Source organism: Aeoliella straminimaris, from assembly GCF_024054565.1.
Taxonomy (GTDB): domain Bacteria; phylum Planctomycetota; class Planctomycetia; order Pirellulales; family Lacipirellulaceae; genus Aeoliella; species Aeoliella straminimaris.
The window spans coordinates 50,673-69,726 of the sequence record NZ_JAMXLR010000076.1 but is presented as its reverse complement, the minus strand read 5'-3'; the positions used below and the strand labels follow the sequence as shown (position 1 = coordinate 69,726).

General features: G+C 60.3%; 14 protein-coding genes. 7 read left to right on the top strand and 7 right to left on the bottom strand.

Going from position 1 to position 19,054, the window contains the following annotated elements:
* The first annotated feature begins 23 nt into the window (after window positions 1-23).
* Complete coding sequence (locus tag NG895_RS21940) at window positions 24-761, top strand: YqjF family protein (protein WP_252854682.1); 738 nt, start codon at window positions 24-26, stop codon at window positions 759-761.
* 7 nt (window positions 762-768) lie between these two features.
* Here NG895_RS21940 and NG895_RS21935 read toward each other — a convergent pair whose 3' ends face one another.
* Complete coding sequence (locus NG895_RS21935; RefSeq protein WP_252854681.1) at window positions 769-2,406, bottom strand: hypothetical protein; 1,638 nt, start codon at window positions 2,404-2,406, stop codon at window positions 769-771.
* Between the two features lie 337 nt (window positions 2,407-2,743).
* Between NG895_RS21935 and NG895_RS21930 the strand changes: the two genes are divergently transcribed.
* The 4 genes from NG895_RS21930 to NG895_RS21915 all read left to right on the top strand — a co-directional run bounded on the left by NG895_RS21930 (window position 2,744) and on the right by NG895_RS21915 (window position 6,995).
* Entirely contained in the window at window positions 2,744-3,745 is a 1,002-nt protein-coding gene (locus tag NG895_RS21930; protein ID WP_252854680.1) for a lysylphosphatidylglycerol synthase transmembrane domain-containing protein, read from the top strand.
* A 96-nt stretch (window positions 3,746-3,841) separates the two neighbouring features.
* The gene (locus NG895_RS21925) at window positions 3,842-4,870 is read left to right on the top strand and encodes a glycosyltransferase family 2 protein (RefSeq protein ID WP_252854679.1); all 1,029 of its coding nucleotides are present in this window, start codon (window positions 3,842-3,844) and stop codon (window positions 4,868-4,870) included.
* On the top strand, window positions 4,860-6,395 hold the full coding sequence (locus NG895_RS21920; protein WP_252854678.1) for a hypothetical protein: 1,536 nt from the start codon (window positions 4,860-4,862) through the stop codon (window positions 6,393-6,395). The genes NG895_RS21925 and NG895_RS21920 overlap by 11 nt, the downstream gene beginning before the upstream one ends.
* A 27-nt stretch (window positions 6,396-6,422) precedes the next feature.
* On the top strand, window positions 6,423-6,995 hold the full coding sequence (locus NG895_RS21915) for a DUF5698 domain-containing protein (RefSeq protein ID WP_252854677.1): 573 nt from the start codon (window positions 6,423-6,425) through the stop codon (window positions 6,993-6,995).
* Window positions 6,996-7,008: 13 nt separating this feature from the next.
* Here the strand turns inward: NG895_RS21915 and NG895_RS21910 are convergent, their stop codons facing one another.
* Both NG895_RS21910 and NG895_RS21905 read right to left on the bottom strand, forming a co-directional pair.
* On the bottom strand, window positions 7,009-7,326 hold the full coding sequence (locus NG895_RS21910; RefSeq protein ID WP_252854676.1) for a hypothetical protein: 318 nt from the start codon (window positions 7,324-7,326) through the stop codon (window positions 7,009-7,011).
* Window positions 7,327-7,328: 2 nt separating this feature from the next.
* Window positions 7,329-8,399: a DUF1559 domain-containing protein gene (locus tag NG895_RS21905; protein WP_252854675.1), complete on the bottom strand. Its 1,071-nt coding sequence runs from the start codon at window positions 8,397-8,399 to the stop codon at window positions 7,329-7,331.
* Window positions 8,400-8,533: 134 nt separating this feature from the next.
* Here NG895_RS21905 and mntR point away from each other — a divergent pair, with 134 nt between their 5' ends.
* The gene (mntR, locus tag NG895_RS21900) at window positions 8,534-8,980 is read left to right on the top strand and encodes a manganese-binding transcriptional regulator MntR (protein ID WP_341871475.1); all 447 of its coding nucleotides are present in this window, start codon (window positions 8,534-8,536) and stop codon (window positions 8,978-8,980) included.
* Between the two features lie 7 nt (window positions 8,981-8,987).
* Here mntR and NG895_RS21895 read toward each other — a convergent pair whose 3' ends face one another.
* The 4 genes from NG895_RS21895 to NG895_RS21880 form a co-directional block, all read right to left on the bottom strand.
* On the bottom strand, window positions 8,988-9,686 hold the full coding sequence (locus NG895_RS21895) for an RluA family pseudouridine synthase (RefSeq protein WP_252854673.1): 699 nt from the start codon (window positions 9,684-9,686) through the stop codon (window positions 8,988-8,990).
* 15 nt (window positions 9,687-9,701) lie between these two features.
* A complete protein-coding gene (locus NG895_RS21890) occupies window positions 9,702-10,502 on the bottom strand; it encodes an SDR family NAD(P)-dependent oxidoreductase (protein WP_252854672.1) in 801 nt (266 codons plus the stop codon).
* Complete coding sequence (gene hflX / locus NG895_RS21885) at window positions 10,502-11,860, bottom strand: GTPase HflX (protein WP_252854671.1); 1,359 nt, start codon at window positions 11,858-11,860, stop codon at window positions 10,502-10,504. Before hflX ends, NG895_RS21890 begins: the two co-directional genes overlap by 1 nt.
* A 203-nt stretch (window positions 11,861-12,063) precedes the next feature.
* Complete coding sequence (locus NG895_RS21880; RefSeq protein WP_252854670.1) at window positions 12,064-13,515, bottom strand: hypothetical protein; 1,452 nt, start codon at window positions 13,513-13,515, stop codon at window positions 12,064-12,066.
* A gap of 655 nt (window positions 13,516-14,170) precedes the next feature.
* On the opposite strand from NG895_RS21880, the gene NG895_RS21875 reads away from it, so the two are divergent.
* The gene (locus NG895_RS21875) at window positions 14,171-18,916 is read left to right on the top strand and encodes a S8 family serine peptidase (RefSeq protein WP_252854669.1); all 4,746 of its coding nucleotides are present in this window, start codon (window positions 14,171-14,173) and stop codon (window positions 18,914-18,916) included.
* The last annotated feature ends 138 nt before the right edge of the window (window positions 18,917-19,054 follow it).

The following is a 19,054-nucleotide window of genomic DNA, read 5'->3' as shown; positions in this document are numbered from 1 at the left end:
CTTGCTGTACGGCTTCGATTTTTATGCACCTACCAGACCTAACTTCCGTCGAGCACCGCCCCTGGCCCGTTCCCAAGCTGCCATGGACCTGGCAGCAGGCCTGGTACGATCTGCTGTTCGCTCACTGGCCGATCGATGCCGCGGAGCTTCGAGGACTGATTCCTGCAGAACTGGAAGTTGATACCCACCAGGGTACCGCGTGGATTGGCGTGGTGCCGTTTACCATGCGGATCAAACGCCGCGGTCTGCCTGGTATTCCTACGGCTTCTTATTTTCCCGAACTCAACGTACGAACCTACGTCAAACTGGGCGACAAGACGGGCGTGTGGTTCTTCAGCCTCGATGCGGCGAGCCGATTGGCCGTCTGGGGAGCGCGGCAGTTTTTTCACCTGCCCTACTTTCACGCCGACATGAGCGTGGCAGCCGACGGCGACACGATTCACTACCAGAGCGCCCGGCGAGGGCCGCGGCCGGCGAGGTTTTCCGCTCAGTATCGTCCCTCGGTGCCAGTGTCGCTCGCCCAGCATGGTAGCCTGGAGCACTGGCTCACGGAGCGTTATTGCCTGTTCGCCCAATCCAAATCGGGCGACTACTGGTGCGGCGAGATCCACCATGAACCGTGGCCGCTGCAAGAAGCCGAGGCGGACATCAAGGAGAACTCGATGCTCGAGCCACTCGGACTGCGAGTGCCGCAAGTCGATCCGGTGCTGCACTTTGCCAAGTCGATTGACGTCGCACTATGGCCGCTGGCGAGAGCCTGAGGAACGATCAAGCCGCCATCGAACGAGCAAAGTTCGGCGAGCTGCGACGCAGGGCCACGCGGTACTTATTTCGCAGGTCAACCATGTTCACCCATTGCCAGGCGTTCAGCAGTGCGGCCGCGAGTGCAACGCCCCACGCCCAGATGGCTGGCGGCACTCCCGTGTTGTTGTCAGCCTCTGCCCGGTCCTCCGTGTCACTAAAGCTGGCCCGCTCGGCAATTCCACCAAAATCGCTGTCAAAGTTCGCCCGCTGCGCTGTCTGCGAGGTAGGCGTCAGACTGGGCAGTTGGCTGTTGTCACCTGCCGCTGCTGGAGATTGACCGTTCGGGTTATTGGCAGCCGTGATGGCAGGGCCTTCCGCCGATTCGGGTCCGCGGGCATTGGCAATTCCCGCACCGTCCGAAACCATGGGGGCCACGATGTTTGGCCCGCCCGTGCGGGTACCGTTTTGTGATGGTGGAGCCGTCGCTCCCCCCACTTCCTTCGCCGGGAACTGCTCCTGGCCGGGAGGCGCCGGCTGCCGCCCGCGGACGGCCGCCAGGTCGGCCTGGGTTTGCAACTCACGTTCTCGCTGTTCGCGTTCGACTCGTGCCCAGTATTGCTCTTGCGTCTCGGCAATGGGCGTGTTGGCCGTGGCATTGGAATTGCCGTGACTGCTCAAGACCGAGCGTTCGCTTACACGTAGCGGATTCGACCCACTGTCGGCGTTCCAGTCGGGCGTAGGCACTGTAGCCCTGGGCTGCGAATTCACATTGCCGCCCGCACCGCCGACGGGATTGCCGTAACGATCCATTCCCTGCCCATTGCTACTGGCGGCTGTCGTGGGGGCAACAAAGCCCGGCATGGGCCCCGTGCCGCCGGAGAGCGGGGCCAGCGGCGTGTTCGCAGGATTCGACAGGTTGGGGTTGGGCATCGCGGTATTATTCGAAGAGGCAGCCGAACGGGTGTCGGGCGGAGCAATCAAGTCGCCTACGGCCTGGCGAGTGTCGTTAATGACTCGCTCGCCGGTCGCGCCCATCTCGCTGAATGAATTTCGCACCGCGTTTCGCGTGTTGTTGAAACCATTCTCGGCCGCCTCGAAACCGGCTTCGAGTTGGTTCCGCGTATCGTAGCCGTTTGCCGTCGGAGGGTTGGTGGTCCGCGCCGCGGTGGGATTGGTCGGCGGTGCCGCGTACTGGCTGCCCGAATATTGGCCACCCGTGTACTGCGTACCAGCAGGTGGCACCGTGTTGGGTATCGAGTTCGGGGTGGCATTCGGCTGCGACGATGCCCTGGTAGCGGCTCCATTGAAACCGTCGGCATTGCGACCGAATCCGCCCGCCGGTCCCGTTTGAGCCAAGAGGTCGACGCTGGGCGAGGCCGCATCGCCCACCTCAGGACGGTAGGTGGTACGCGCGACGGCGCCGGGGCGCAGCTTCTTGGCCAGGGGCTGGTTGCCGACCACCACGCGAATTCTTCGTATCGGCGAGACTTCAGGCGGTATATTGGCCTCAATCGCTTCGGCTTCGCCTGCCTTCATTTGCTCCAGCAACTCCGGCTCTACCTGCACGGTGTAGTCGTAGCCTACTTCCGCGTCGCTGGAGGGCTCGTATCCGAACGACACGCCCAGCAGTGGAACGAACAGCAATAGTGCAGGAGAAGTCATTGTGAATTGGAACTGGTAAGAGGAACAGGTATTCGAGCGGTGCCACAACCCGCGCGCACGCCCCAGGAAACGCTCACCAAGAAGAATAGGCACCACGCTGGTGGCATGCCTCACGCCGGATCCTTCCGTCAAGCAAGACTCCCTGTAGCAACCACTATCGGTCGTAGTCTGACGACGCAACGTTTGCTATCAACCGCTGATTCTAGCGAATGCCGCGGTGTAGGCCTAGAGAAATACACCAGTAAATGGGGAACGTAACGACGGACTCCTAATCCCTGCCCACAAGTCACCTTTAATTCGGCATTGGTCATGGCTCGCGTTCTGCTAGCATAGAGCGATGAGTTCTCCAAGTACCTTCGATCGATTCACCGGTTCGCCAGCGATTCGCCGGCTGATTCGCTGGTGCATTACCTTACTGGTGGTCGGTTTGGTGCTGTGGTTCGCCGGTGGCACGGTGCGGCAGGGATGGCAGCAGCTATCAACCAGCGACATCGACATTTCCTGGCCCTGGGTGGCACTTTCGGCTGGGCTGTACATCGTGGGGCTGGCGCCGATGGCCTTTTACTGGCGGCTCGCCCTCGGCAGTTTGGGCGAGCGCCCCCCCCTGCTGGCCGTGGTGCGGGGCTACTACTTGGGCCACTTGGGCAAGTACGTGCCGGGCAAGGCCATGGTGGCTGTGCTGCGGACCGGGGCACTGGTGCAATCGGGTTGCCGTCCTCGTTCGACTGTGGTCAGCGTGTTCCTCGAAACCCTTTCGTTCATGGCCACCGGCGGCATGCTGGCCGCGCTACTACTGGTGGCCAGTGGCGACGCTCCAGCACAGTACGCGTGGCTTTCTGCTGGGTTGGCGTTGCTGGTGGGACTGCCCATCACTCCGCCCATTGCCCGCAAGCTAGCCGGCCGGGTGCTCGCGAAACAGCAGGCGGAAGGTGACCAACCAACTTCCTCGTTGCTGGCTGGCATCACCTGGCGTTTGACGGCCGCCGGAGTGGCTTGCAGCACGATCGCCTGGACTCTGCTGGGCTTGAGCCTGTGGGCGGCCGTTCGGTCGGTGGGCACGACGGGTGCCGGACCGTTCGCCCAACTGGCATTATGGATCGAGGCCGTTACTTTGCCCGTCGTGGCGGGGTTCCTGTCGCTGATCCCGGGTGGAGCGTTCGTTCGCGACTTTCTGCAGGTGGAGTTGCTCGCACCGGCACTGCCGGAGGGAACCAGTGCCCTGTTGGCCGCCGGCCTCTGGCGGCTGATTTCGGTTTCCTCCGAAGGGGCCATTTGTGGTATACTGGAAGCTTCCCGCCTGTGTCGTCGCCAGCGGCCTACCTCCGACGATACAACCTAGAACGACATCCGAAGATTGGCTAGTTGTGTGTGCTTCAGGCGGCGCACCTTGATCTCGGAGATCGCGATCCGTGGATTGCAGCGAGAGCAGTCTCGAATGACTCCCATCACCATTGTTATCCCGGCTTTCGACGAGGCAGCTAGCCTGAGCGAGTTGCACCGCCAACTGCGCGAAGTGGCAGCGGCCCACGATTACCGCTTGCGGATGGTGGTGGTGGACGATGGTTCGACAGACAACACCTGGCAGGTGGTTGAGCAGTTGGCGGCCGAAGACGACCACGTGCTCGGCATTCGCTTTCGCCGCAACTTCGGCAAAGCCGCTGCCCTCACTGCTGGGTTCGACGTCGCCGAAGACCCTTACGTCGTCACGATGGATGCCGACCTGCAGGACGACCCCGCCGAGTTGCCACTGCTGCTGAAGAAGCTGAGCGAGGGCTACGACGTGGTCAGCGGCTGGAAAGTCGACCGCAAGGATCCCTGGCACAAGACGCTGCCCTCCAAGGTATTCAATAAGCTTGTCGGCTGGCTCACCGGCGTGAAGCTGCACGATCACAACTGCGGATTCAAGCTATATCGTCGCGAAGTGTTCGACGAAGTCCGCATTTACGGCGAGCTGCATCGCTTTGTTCCTGTGCTGGCGGCGGCTCGCGGTTTCAAGGTGGGCGAAGTGCCCGTGAATCACCGCCCGCGCGAGTTCGGCCACTCCAAGTATGGGGTGATGCGGATTGTCAAAGGACTGCTCGACCTGTTCACGGTCAAGTTCATCACGGGATTTGGTCAGCGACCACAACACCTGCTGGGGGCCACCGGCTTGGTGGCGTTCCTGTTTGGCTTTGTGCTACTGTGCTACCTGGCCGTGATGTGGTGCGTATCGCGAATCTCGCCCAGTATCGATCCCGTGCATTTGCACGAAACGGCCGCCCTGTATTATGCCCTGGCCAGCTTCTTGATTGGTGGACAGTTCCTCTCAGTTGGGCTGCTGGGCGAAATGATCACCGCCTTCCTCATTCGCAAAGCGGATATGTACTCCGTTTCCGCCTACACGGGGCCCGAGGAACGTGTGCCCCGGACCGGCGGCCCACAAACTCCGCCAGTGCCCCCCGCGCAAGAAACGCATGACCACTGAAACACAGCCCGAGGTGACAACGGGCGATCCGAACGTTCGACTACGCCGCTCGATCTACGCAATACTCATCGTCATTGCCGTGGGGCACATGTCGGGCCGCATCCTGGCGGTAAATTCTGAGAACTACGCCAGGCTCAGCCAATCGCGCATCAACCAGCGGCTGGACGATTTTCGCGCCGAGCAGGAAGCTGCTGGCGCTGATGAGGCAACAATCGAAGAACGCGTCGAGCGGAAGCGAGAAGAGCTGCAGCAGAAACTCGGCTTGGAGCGCCCGTTCCTCAGTGCCAACGATCGCAGTCGCTGGCTCACCATTCGCTCGCTAGTCGAAGAAGGCACTTACGAAGTCGACAACTTCTTCCGCGAGCCGCGGTGGGACTCCATCGATATGGTCAGCCATCTGGGGCGCGATGGCGAGCGGCACTACTACTCCAGTAAGCCACCACTAATGGCCACGATGCTGGCACCCAAGTACTGGCTGATCACCAAACTCACGGGCTGGAACCTTGGCACCCATCCCTACGAAGTCGGCCGGCTGATGCTGCTGCTCACCAATGTGCCGGCCATGATTGTGTTGTTTGTGGTTATCGCCGCCCTGGCAGAGCAACTCGGCACGACCGACTGGGGCCGCATCTTCGTCGTCGCTACGGCGTGCTTGGCCACGCTGCTTACCACGTTTGCCGCGACGCTCAACAACCACATTGTGGGCGCAACCAGCGCGGCCGTGGCGATCTACTTCTTTGTGCAGATAGCCCGCTCCGAGAAGCCCCGTGGGTGGCACTTCCTGGCCTGCGGCCTGGCGGCTGCGTTCACGGCTGCCAACGAACTGCCCGCCCTGTCGTTTCTCGCCCTGCTGGGCCTTATTCTGTTGATTCATGATTGGAAACGAACGCTCCTGTGGGGGGTGCCCGGCGTGCTGGTCGTGGCGGCTGCCTTCTTTACCACCACCTACATCGCCCACGATAGCCTGCGTCCCCCCTACATGCACCGCAGCGAGACCGATGCGAGCGATAATTGGTACCTCTACACTTACGAGAAAAACGGTCGCACCATCGAAAGCTACTGGCACGACCGGCAAGGCATCGATCGCGGGGAGGAGAGCAAGCTCACCTACGCCCTGCACGTATTGGTGGGTCACCACGGCGTCTATTCGCTCACACCTGTCTGGCTGCTGACATTCGTGGGCATGGGCATCTGGGCCGTGCGCGGCGGGCGGACGCAGCGGGAGCTCGTGCTGATGGCTTTCGCCCTCACGCTCACCTGCTTTGTGTTCTTCATCGCACTTCGCCCGCTGGAAGATCGCAACTATGGAGGCATGACGTCCGGCTTCCGCTGGATGTTCTGGATCGCCCCGTTCTGGCTCGCGGTATTGCTGCCGGCGGTCGACTGGATGAGCCGAAACTTGTGGGCACGGGGAGTGGCTTTGGTCCTGTTGTGCTTGTCGCTAGTTTCGGTAAGCTATCCCACCTGGAATCCTTGGCAGCAACCTTGGATCTACAATGCCCTCGAACACTTTGGCTTGCTCTAGCGTCGAACTCGGCAGGCGTCTCTCAGCATGGAAACTATGTTCTCGCTACCAGTTTGGTTGGTCGCGATCCTCATTTTCAGTTTGCGGATCATCGATGTCTCGCTCGGCACCTGCCGGACGATTGCCGTCGTACAAGGTCGGATTGGGCTGTCCGTAGGCCTCGGATTCCTGGAAGTCCTGGTATGGATTACTACCGTGGCCAACGTTATCCAACATGCCAGCAGCAACGCCTGGCTGCTGCTAGCGTACGCAGCGGGTTTCGCAGCGGGTAACGCCACGGGTATTTATCTCGAGCGATGGCTCGCCATGGGCATGGTCATCCTGCGGTTGATGTCCGAAGGAGCGGGCGACGAATTGTCCGACGCCCTGGGCGACAAAGTGACGAGAGTTTATGAATTCGATGGCTCTCGGAACGGGCAGTCCGTTAGATTGCTGTATGTCCCCATTCAGCGGCGCAAAGCCGCGGCACTGATAGCCGAGGCACAGCGAGTCGACCCGCATCTGTTCTACGCGGTCGATACGCTCCGCGACTCGAACATGCTGTTGCCGACGCCGCTACCGGTGCCCACTGGATGGCGTGCGGCCGTGAAAATGAAGTAGCCCCCCGGGCCGGCTACCTGCCTTCGACCTGAGCTTCCATCACCGCGCGGGCATCGCGATTGGCCGCTTTCCAGTCCCCATCGGCGGCTTGATCGACGATGGCTTGCAGTAAGTCGCCCTCGGCATCTGTGATCTCGCCCCGCTCCACGGCCTGGGCGATCTGCAGCTTCACCTCGACTAGCTTGTCTTCCGCCTGGCGGTTCGTGATCGAATACAGGGCCTTGGAATATTCATAGGCCTGAGGGCTGACCTCGCCATAACCACACCCCTGCACGATCGTCAGCATAACGAGCAATGGCAACCCACAAGAAGTCAAACGTCTAGGAATCATGATTATAGCCCCCGGGGGATCTCTCCTTCGTCAATGCTCGAATACTCGGCCCACAGGATCAGGTCGACATCCTCGGCGACAAAACGCACCGAGCCATCGCCCAAGCTGACGTTGCCCCCGCTGGGATGCTCGGCGTACATCTGGCCCACGTGATATGTGGGGAAGTTCACTGGATGGATGATGGGGAACCCCGTGATATCGAGTTCGCCTCCCGAGGGGCCCGCATGTACCAGCACCAGGGTAGCTGCTGCATCGGGACCATTCTCGGGCGATTGAAATCGCGGATGCGTCAACGCACCGGGGACGACACCGACCCAGGTCTTGTCGCTCAATGACGAACCGTGCTCGCCCAGGAAGATGGTATGAGACAAACCGTCGGTCACGTGCCGGAACTCGGTCTTCGAATTACGGAAGAAAGGTCCGTCCGCCACCCGTGAGGCGTCGCCATCGATTTCGACGGTGGTGGTCTCGCTGGTATAGATGTTGGTGAATACCGTGCCGGACGAGCTGGCCCCGCACTCGCCCCAGCACGACTCCTGCCCATGGCTGGCCACGTAGTGCGAGCGCCCAAGCTCGACATCGGTTCCCGCGATGGAGAGCGGTTCGCCTGCAGCATCGGCTACGTAAAACGGATCTCGAGTGCCCGAGGAACTAGGGCAAATCAGCACCGTGGGCTGTTGGCGGATGATCGACGCATGTTGCGGATGCCAGATCGGCTCGTCGAAGTCAATCGACTCGGCCATGCCACTTTGCTCCAGGTGGTCGAGCAGATAAGCGGCCCAGCCCCAGCCGGGAGGGGCGTCCCAGGTTTCTGGGTCGCGGAGCGGCGATGCAGGGGTAGTCAGCGATGCAGAACTGTAGCCGGGCGGCAACCGGCGCTGGGCGGACTCGTAGTTGTGCAGTGCCAGTCCCAGTTGCTTCAGGTTATTCGTGCAGGCGTTACGCCGCGCGGCCTCGCGAGCCGACTGCACCGCCGGCAGCAGCAATGCCACCAGAATGCCCATGATGGCGATCACCACCAAGAGTTCCACGAGCGTAAAGCCGAATCTGCCGCGGTTAGGTATCCGGTCCATTCAATCTCCTTGGGGCTCGCCTGAGGTTTAGCTTATGCTAAATTCGCCCAAAGTTTAGCCAATGGTAAACTGCTGGTCAAGCAGCGCCGCGGCAGATAAACTGAAAAACGTTCCAGATACACCCCACCTTGGGGGTGACCACCAGGCATGCTTCGCCAACTATGGCACCATCGGAAAAACGAGCTTCGAACGAATTCCGCCGCACCCGGCACGATCACGCCACGGAGACGGCCGAAGACTACGTGGAGGCCGTAGCCCAGATCGAGGATGAGGCCGGCGAGTGCCGCGGCGCCGATCTGGCGCGCCTGTTCGCCGTGAGCCATGTGACCGTCACCAAGACGATCGCGCGCCTTAAAGACGAAGGCCTGGTCGATACCCGTCCGTACGGCCCCATCACGCTCACCACCCGCGGTCGTCGCCTGGCTCGCGATTCGCAGCGGCGGCACGATCTAGTGGTCGAGTTCCTGAAAACCATCGGCGTAAGCGACGAAACCGCCCGTATCGACGCCGAGGGAATCGAGCACCACGTGAGCAAAGAAACGCTGAAGTGCTTCCAGAAGATTGTGGAAGGCCAGCGATAGCTCGAGCTTACTCGCCCATTTTCGGCCAGTACTCTGGCAAGGGAGCCTCGACGACGACTTGTTCGTCTCGCATTGGGTGGCGGAATCCAAGCAGTCGCGCGTGCAGTGCGATGCCCTGCTCGCGGAGGTCTTCCACTACGGGACCGAAATTGGCCGTGGAACCATACTGCGAATCGCCCAACACGGCATGCCCTCGCGAGGAACTCTGCACGCGAATTTGATGGGTGCGCCCTGTCTCAAGTTCGATCTCGAGCCAAGTACCTCCCTGCACATGGCCCCGCACCCGGTAGTGCAGGATCGCTTTCTTACCCCGCGGATCGTCCTCCGGCACCACAATGGCCTGCGCCATGCCATGCCGCTTGTGCAGGTAGTCGACCCAAGTGCCCTCGTCCGGCTCGACGAGACCTTCGACTAGTGCCCAGTAGGTCTTGCTGACCGTGCGATTCTGAAACTGGTCGGCCATGCGTTTCGCTGCGCGGACATGCCTGGCGAAGGAGATCGCGCCGGTGACAGGTCGATCAAGCCGATGGATGATGCCGAGGTAGATGTTTTCGCCGGGCGATTTGCCTTCTCGCTCGCGGTAAAAGTCCTTGACCGCCAACTCCAAGCTATCGATGCCGCGAGGCGCCTGCGTTAGCAATCCGGCCGGTTTGTTGACCACCAGGCAGGGGCCATCGTCGTATAGAACGGTAAAAGGCTGGTTCATCCTTGCTGCTCCCGTTCAGCGACCCGCCCTGCGAGCAAACTTGGCCATGACCTTGTCGAGCAACGTCGGCGCCATGCGATTTGCCACCAGCATCCACCAGCCACGCCAGTTGGGCACGATCTCGTGGCTGCCGCGGGCGATGGCCTTGATGGTAGCTCGCGCCACGTACTCCGCCGTAACGCCCTTCATCCCGGCCCAAGGCAGTTTGACGCGTTGCTCGACCAGATGATCGGCCAACTCGGACTCGGTGGTGCCCGGCGAAACCAGTAGTACATCGATGCCCATCGTCGAGAGCTCCGCCCGCAGCGATTGGCTCCAACCGGTAATGGCGAACTTGCTGGCACAGTAGGCACTCGTGAACGGGATACCTCGGTGGCCAAGAATCGAGCCCACGTTCACTACCATGGGCGTGCGACCTGTGCGGAGCAGCGGGATGGCCTCGCGCGTCAGCTCCGTGGCGGCAAAGAAGTTTACTTCGAAGATCTTTCGCAACACGTCGGGCGATTCGCCGGCAAAGTCGCCGCCAGCACTGATGCCGGCGTTATTCACTAGCAAATCCAGGCCACCCAACTCGCGTTGAGCAAACTCGAGGCACGCAGCTCGATCTGCCGCGTTGGTGACATCTCCCACCACGACGCTGGCCTCGGTGCCCGCTTGGCGCGTCGCTTCGCGGACCTCGTCTAACCGTTCCTGGCGACGGGCAAACAACAAGCAGCGCACGCCCGCTCGAGCCATCTCGATGGCCATGGCACGACCAATGCCGGCCGAGGCGCCGGTGACAATAGCTCGCAATCCCTTCAGTTCGCGCCGTGCCATCAGGCGACTTCGTCGACCGTGGTGCGTACCTGTTGCGAGTCGCGGTCGGCGTCGCCATCGGGCATGGCCACCGAAGGCGATCTTTCCCGGATTTCGGCCTCGCGGTGATTGATACGTCCCAGGTACTTGCGCGGCATGCGGCAATGGATCGTCGTCCGATTGCCATCGTGCGTGCGGCTAAGGATCTCGCCATGCTTGGCGATGTAGGCCGCCAATCTGCCGTTCTCGATGGCAAAGTCGATATCGGCATCCACGAAGTTGATACTCAGGGCATCGCTCACCGCTCGGGTCAACTTATCGAGCCCTTCGCCGGTCGCGGCGCTAACCGGTATGGCAGCTGGATATCGGTCGAGCAGCTTGGTGAGTTCGGCCTCGCCGGCCACCTGATCGACCTTGTTCAACACCAGCAGCGTATCCTTCTGCTCGATGCCCAGTTCCTCCAACACGCCGTACACGGCCGAGATCTGGTCGAGCACCGCGGAGTTACTCGCATCGGCCACGTGCATCAACAAGTCCGCCTGATGCGCCTCTTCCAGGGTCGCCTTGAAGCTGGCAATCAAGCGGTGGGGCAATTCGCGAATGAACCCGACCGTATCGGAAAGCAACACGGGCCCCCAGCCAGGCAGGCTCCAGCGGCGGGTGCGGGTGTCGAGCGTGGCGAACAGTTTGTCCTGCGCCAGCACCCCCGCACCGGTGATGCGATTCATCAGGGTGCTCTTACCGGCGTTCGTATAGCCAACCAGCGACACGGTCATGTGATCGCGGCGACCCTCGACCTCGCGCTCACGGCGTTTGTGGATTTTATCCAGGTCGCGGCGCAAGTCGACAATTCGCTTTTCGACCAACCGGCGGTCGGTCTCGAGTTGCTTTTCACCTGGACCACGCATGCCGACGCCCATCTTCAAACGCGACAGGTGGGTCCACATGCGTTTCAACCGCGGCAGCGCGTACTCCAACTGTGCTAGCTCCACCGCCAGGCGGGCTTCGTGCGTTTGGGCGCGGGTGCTGAAGATGTCGAGGATCAGCTCGGTGCGATCAAGCACCTTGACCCCGACCGACTGCTCGAGATTTCGCACCTGAGCGGGCGACAAATCGTTGTCGAAGATCACCACGTCGGCTTCGGTGCCTTTGACCAACTGGGTCAGTTGATCGAGCTTACCCTTACCCAAGTACGTGGTCTTGTCGGGCGTATCGCGGCGTTGCGTCAGCCGAGCAACCACTTCGGCACCGGCCGTCTCGGCCAGTCCCGACAGTTCTTCAAGAGGTTCTTCAGAGCGAGAGGTTCCGGGGAGTTCGACGCCCACGAGGACTGCGGTTTCGCTGTCGACTCCCTGCTTGCGATCGATGTCCGTTGGCAACTGGTTCGGGGCTCCTATATGGAAAAGTGACAACAGGCGTTTTACGCGAGCCACGTTATGCTCGCCCGCCCTGCACCACTTCTATTATACCTCGCCTGGCTGCACTGCCTACAGTCGATTGGCAGGGCGCGAGGCGGCGAATTCGGTAAATAGACCGGATTCGCCGCCGTTGGTTCGCGCTTCCCTCCCCCCAAATATGTCACTTACCACACGAATTCCAGGCCCAGATTGGCACCGTGATACAACGCCGAGCTCTCTTCGTACAGCGTCGGATTGCGAGTTTCGCCCAGGAATACCGTGGGATAGAAGTCGAAGTTATTCGCTGCCAGTGCGGCAGTGTTGATGAACAGCACATCGTAACCGGCACGCAGCGACCAGCTTGGCAGGATGTCGGCCACAATGCTCACACCACCTTCGCCGATAAACGACACGTGGTCTGCTTTGACATTCTCCAAAGCCGTGCCACCTGGCAGTGCACTTCCGGTAACGCTAGTGGCCACCTCACAACGGTTGTTGTAGATACCCGCCTTGCCGTAGCCGCCGATGCGGCAGCCTTGGCGAACGGTAACCCACATGTCGCCGCCGGCTTGGAAGCCAACCAGGTCGTTTTCGGTCCGTACCGCCGTCCACGAGCTGCCGGCGGGGCCGAGCGTGGAGAAATTCAAGTCTTCGCTCAGCCGGGTGTAGCGAACACCGGCCATCACGGTACCGCTTACCCGCGGATTAAATCCAACCCAGTAGCGGCGGTAGCTGATTTCACTGTTGTGCAATTCGCTCAGCAGTTCCAAGCGAGCGGAGTTGGCCAACTCGGTCGAACTCAGACCGGCACCATCCACGCCAATGTTGGGAACTCCGTCGCCAGTGGTGTCGACACCAAGGCCGAAGTTACTGTAGCCGGTGAAGATGTCGCCTGCCCCGTCCAATGTCGAGACGGCGCCCCATTCGAACAGGCCGGCGTAGGACACCTCGAGGAAGGACAGCGCGCCCAGGTCGTAGCGACCGGTCAGACGCAAGCCTGGCTCCCAGTCGCCTTCGACGTCGTTGGTCGTCAGTGCCAGAGCGGGATCAACACCAGCCGAGACATCTGTCACGCCAATGGTGGCGAAAATCACCTCGGGATCGGCTGGTTTGTTGCGCTTCCAATACAAGGCTTCGGCCGAGAAGTCGAAATAGTGTGGTCCACATTGATCGATGGGCCGCATCAATCCGGCATCAAAGAGTCCGAGGAAGCAGCATTTTCCCAGCAGTCCGCGACGCCCATCGCAGGGGTCTTCACACTCCTGTGCGTACGGCGAGAATTGCCCCGGCCAACCGCCGGCTGGCTGCTGCATCTGCACACCGTTGGGTGCTCCGTGAGGATAGGGACCGGCGCCGCCCGTGCAGCAACCTCCCATCCCGTTGTAGCCCATCATTCCGCCGGGCGTGCAGCCATCGCCGCAGTAACTGGCGGGTATGACTACAGGTTCTCCGTAGGCGTTGGTCCATTCGGAGCCACCCGATGTCCAATGATTCGCCCTTCTGGCAGGTTGTCCCTGCTGACCACCCGGCTGATACAAGGCCTGACGCACTTGGGCTTGGGCCAAGGCGGGCACAAGCAGTGTGACCGCGACCGCCCAGGCGGCTATACGACGTCCGTGAATAGGTGCCGAAATCATCAAGTTTTCCCCCCTCGAAACTTGGCCCGTGCGGATGAATGAGTGGCCAAGCGTTTGATTCATATGCCGGGCTCGCCCCCCGCGTGCCCCTGCCCCTCATGCCCATGGACTACTCGTGTCCGTGAGCGAGGGCTGCAAGAACTATCGGACCGGAGGAAGCCGGAAAAGCAGACTTCTCGGCAAAACCGTCAAGGTTTTCCAAAATTCTCCCGCCCGCTCGTCCAGCCGGGGCTCTATTGCCAGGCCCACCGAAAGTGCCAGCCCCCCGGCTTCTTCCACTCCCGAAGGGCTGTCTTGGAGCCGGCGGAGTGGAAAAACTAAGGAGTTTCCAGTTTTTGAGCCTCGGCGGGCAAACGTGCCCAAGAAAAATCACACTGATGGTGGAATTTGTAGCGGTCGCAAGGCGTCTATAGGTGTTAAATCATTTACAACCCGAAGTTTGACACTATTTTTACCCGTTGTTAGTATCAGATTAAGCGGAAAAACCGCACGGAACTCTCCCCGAACCCCACCTCTCGCCCTTCAAGGCCAACGGCGGTCGGCAGGGAAACGCTCCTAGAACTGCGCACAGGCAGCAAATCAGGAGCTGAGCGACCAGGAACAGAAATTGGCAGGCCAACACCGGCCGGCAAGCACTTTAGAGAGAACTCACACGATGAGCAAGCGACGTAATAAGCGTTCATGGCGGAACCACTTCGGTGGCAAGCGACGAAACCAGACCAACCTTAATCGCCAGCGACGCCTTAATGGGGTGGAACCACTGGAGCCACGACAAGTGCTTGCCGCCTATACCATCGACACGGCAAACGTCTCGGTGCAGGCCATGCACGCCAAGCTCGTCGAAGACGCGTGGCAACGAAGTTCCGATCTGTCGCTATACACGGCCAGTCAACTCGAGCAAGCAACGAGTTGGGTTGTCCAGACGAATGGCAGCATCAACTCGAACAACTTCCGTGCTGAGACGGGGATGTTTGCCACTTCGCAATTTACCCCGCTCTCGAACACGTTCTTTGCAGCCGCCGGTACACTCAGCAGCAGTGAGATCATTGCCAACCTGCAAGACAATCCTGGTATCGTTCATTTTTACCCACAGATCGGGGGTGGATGGGAGACTTTCGCGGTACCGAACGATCCCATGTATGCCGGACAATGGCACCTGAATAACACCGGACAGGAAATCAGCCTGCCCAACGAGGTAAACGACTTTGGGACTTGGGGCGCGGACATCCGCGCTGAAGGGGCATGGGAATACACCACCGGCGAGGGCGTCACCATCGCCATTGTCGACGACTCGTTGATGTACGCCCATCCTGACTTGATTGGCAACTACGATCCCTCCCTTAGCTTCGACTACGTCGACGACGATCCCAATCCGGCCCCTGCCGTTGATCACGACGACCATCATGGCACGGCTGTCGCAGGGCTCGCGGTGGCGGATGGTGATAACGGCGAAGGTGTCACCGGCGTGGCATACGACGCCACCTTGGCGGGCATTCGCCTGATCGGTTACGGCGCGCAGTCCGCAGATGATTATGAGTTGGATTTCTACAATGCTCTGACTCATATGAATCAGGAAATCGACATCTACAATAATAGTTTCGGGCGCAGCAATGGCCGGGCGATTACGACTCTGTCGCCCGTCGAAACACAATCAATGATTGACGCCGTATTCTTGGGGCGCGGGGGCTATGGTTCCCTCTTGGTGAACGCCACTGGCAACTCGGCGGGAGGGCTTGACCGAACCGATCACGATAGCTTTGCCAGCAGCCGATATACCATTGGCGTCACAGGATTCAGCTCAGATGGTGGCACTGTTGGCTACGCAGAAGGCGGGGCCAGCGTGTGGGTCGCCGCGCCGACTGGCACCAATCCTCCAGGCAAAGGTGTCACCACGACGGACGTCTATGGTGGACAAACGGGCGTCGAAGGCGACGCTGGCTATAACGACGGCCACACCACTGGCGAATTGGACAATCCCTACTATACCAATGGATTCAATGGCACGTCGGCCGCTTCGCCCATCGGTGCTGGCGCTATGGGCTTGGTTCTTAGCGCGGCTCGCGAGAATGGCATCGAACTCTCCCTGCGGGACGTCAAGAACATTCTCGCACTATCCGCTCGTAAGATCGATGAAACATCCAGCGGCTGGCAGACCGACCTTCGTCCCCTGTTCTTCGATCCGGCGCAAGTCGGTGGCGTCCCGGTGGGACTCACGCAACTGATGGGGCCAGGCGTCACTGCACTTCCAACGATGATCGACCCCGAAACGGGGGAACTCGTCACCGATGTGTTCGCCCAGTATGTAAATTCCACCAACTCCGCAGGGTTCTTCGTTCACGACTCGACGAGTTCCACCGGTTACGGTCACGGTGCGATTGATGTCGAATACGCGGTACAGTTGGCCAGCAATTGGCATGGCGTCGGAACTCAGTCGACTTCGAGCTACCAACCCACCGAACAGAACATCCGGGTGATTGGCGGCGGTTTGTCGGGGCCCATTCTCATTCCCGCCGCCGAAACAACGGAATCGGACGCTGTCATCCCGGGCGCGCCAGGTGGCCGCGCGGGGTTCGCCGACTACTTTGACCTCTGGTTGACTCCACCCGATGAATTGCCCGATCCGCTGCCACGTAACACCCGTGGTAGCAACATTGATATCACGATTCCCGCCAACCTCTCGATTGAGGATATCGAGGTTGCGCTCGACATCACGATCCCCGCGGAGGCCAGCGACAAATTGCGGATGACGCTCATTTCGCCGGACGGAACTCAATCGGAACTAACCAACTGGATTCAGGATGGTAGCATCGGACCACTAACCGACACGGGACAAATCCAACATACTTTTACCACAGTGCGTCACTGGGGTGAGCGTTCCGAGGGGGTTGGGCGAATCGATCCCCTAACCGGAGAGCGGATCGAACCCAATGCGATTCTCGGTGCCAATGGAGAGATCGTAGCGGGCGTTTGGCAAATCGCGTTTGAGAACTGGTCGGACAGTGAAGCGGTAATCAACAACATTGATGTCAGTTTCTATGGCTCCCCGACCCCCGTGGTGCAAGACTTCAACGGCCAACAGCTTGGTGGCCGGATTCAAGGCTCCATTGGACTCGATACCAACCAGGACGGTGAATACAACTTCACCGGCATCACGGCCACCATTCTCGATCCCGTCGATTCGCAGAACTTCGATGCCATGATCTCGGAAACACCCGTGATTTCGTCGTTGGAGTCGCTGCCCGAGCCTCGGATCCGTGGGGTGACCGTGTACGTCGACCTCAACAAAAACGAAACGCGCGACGCCAACGAGCCCTACATGCTCACGGGTGCTAACGGCAACTTTTACTTCGACCTGGCTTACAACCAGCCTGGCACCACCTACGACGTTCGTTTCGAATTGCCCGAAGGTTACAACAACCTGGGCACCGATGTATATCAATACACAGTCGGCGTTCAAGACGATGGCGATCCCGAGACCGAGGATCCGGTGATCAGCAACCACATCGACGCCCACTTCTTGCTGGAACCTCAAGAGGTAACGTTTGAGGGGAATGTCTTTGCAGACTTTAACCTGAATGCGGCCCAGGACTCGTCGGAGTCGACGGTGGAGCAGTTCCGGGTGTTCATCGATTTGAACGAAAACGGCAAGTTCGACTTCAACGATTTGAACGCCAATAACGTCTTCGACAATGGCATCGACACCCCCAGGGAGCCGATGACTATCACTGGTCCCGACGGGTCCTACATCGTCACGATGTCGACGGACGACAACCTGGAAGATGGATTCTTCGGCCAACAGCTATTCTTGGTCGATCGCTTCGTGGGGGCTGAGTACTACACGGTAATGCTCGATGCGGTCGAGGGTTGGACGCCGACCAATTCTGATGTCAGCGAACCCGAATTCGCCAACGTACTGTACAACAGCGATGCATCGTCTGCGGTGGCCTACTACCGCAGGTACGTGACCCCCGGCGAAACGGTCACCAACCTGAACTTTGGCGTCTCACCGGAGCAAAACGCTGGCAATGCCACGCTCTCCGGCTACGTATTCAACGACGTCAATCAAAATGGCGTCCGAAATGCCTCGGAAGCAGGTTTGGCTGGCGCCACCGTGTTCCTCGACTTGGACGAGAATGGCGAGATCTCGGACGGCGACCTATCAGTCGTCACCGGGGCCAATGGCAGCTATTTGTTTGAGCATCTCGCCGCCGGAACTTACGACATCCTGGTCGTGGCACCTCCCGGATACTCGTCGGATAACCATACCTTCCCCGTGCTGGGCTACCACCCCAACGTGACGTTGGCAGAAGGTCAGGCCAAGGGCGGCGGCTACCTCGACTTTGGCTTCTACAACGCTGACCTGGAAGACCTCCCCGAACGCGACTACGGCGATCTGCCAGATTCTTACGGGACCACTGCGGCGGCGGGCGGCGCTAGTCACGGGTACGTTGCCGACTACTATCTGGGAGCCGGGGTCTCCGTCGACTCGGATGGACAACCCGCTACGAATGGTGATCTCGACACCGACGATGATGGCGTGGAATTTCTGTCTCCGATCGTCGCTGGTTCGACGGTCAGCCTGAACGTCACGGCAAGCACTAATGTGTTGTTCCTGCAAGGCTGGATCGACTTTAACAACGATGGGGACTTCAACGACGCTGGCGAACACCTGACCTTCAGCACCGACTCCGGCATGGTTTCGAAGCAACTTCGCCTCGACGCTGGCTTGAACGAACTGACCTTCACGGTGCCCAGTGAAGTCGCGTCGGACGCCTTGGCTGCCCGCTTCCGCTACGGCGAAGGCGGTTTTGCCCAGTTCAACAAGCCTAGCGGGTCGGCCCTGGTGGGTGAGGTGGAAGACTACGTAATCGCGGCCAACCCCTCGACCGCCTTCATCGAGCCCATCGCCGGCGACTTCGACGGCAGTGGCGTGGTGGACAAGACGGACTATCAGCTTTGGAAGTCGACCTTCGGTTCCACCACCGACCTCCGCGCGGACGCCAACGGCAGTGGCTCCGTCGACCTCGCCGACTTCACCGTCTGGCGAAACAACCTGGGAGCTGTTGCACCCGTGCAGGTCGTCATGTCTCCGATTGCGGCAAGCACCTCCAGCAGAGAGGAGCAGCCGGCCGAACTCGCGGCGGCCCTCCCACCAGGACCGATTACCACCGGACCGGACGGACTCACCTCGTTTAGTACTTCGACGGACGAAGCGGACGACTCCACCCCGTATGCTGAGACCAACGACGCCACTGGTAGCAGTGCCCTCGACTTGGCATTCGACCTGGAGATGGAGGACGAAGACAACGGCTTCACCGCTGACTTTGCCACTTCCGGAGACGATGCGGGCGAAGAAGCCTTCGCCGTTGCCCTAGAGGAAGATTTCGGCGACTGGCTGTAAGCGGCTCCCCCCCGGAATTACCACCCTGACGCGGGCTCGGATCGTCTACGGCGATTCGAGTCCGCGTTTTTTTGTAATCGCCCGTAGTTATGGGCCTCCAGAGCGTGGTGTAGAATGGAGTGACACCCACGACCTGTC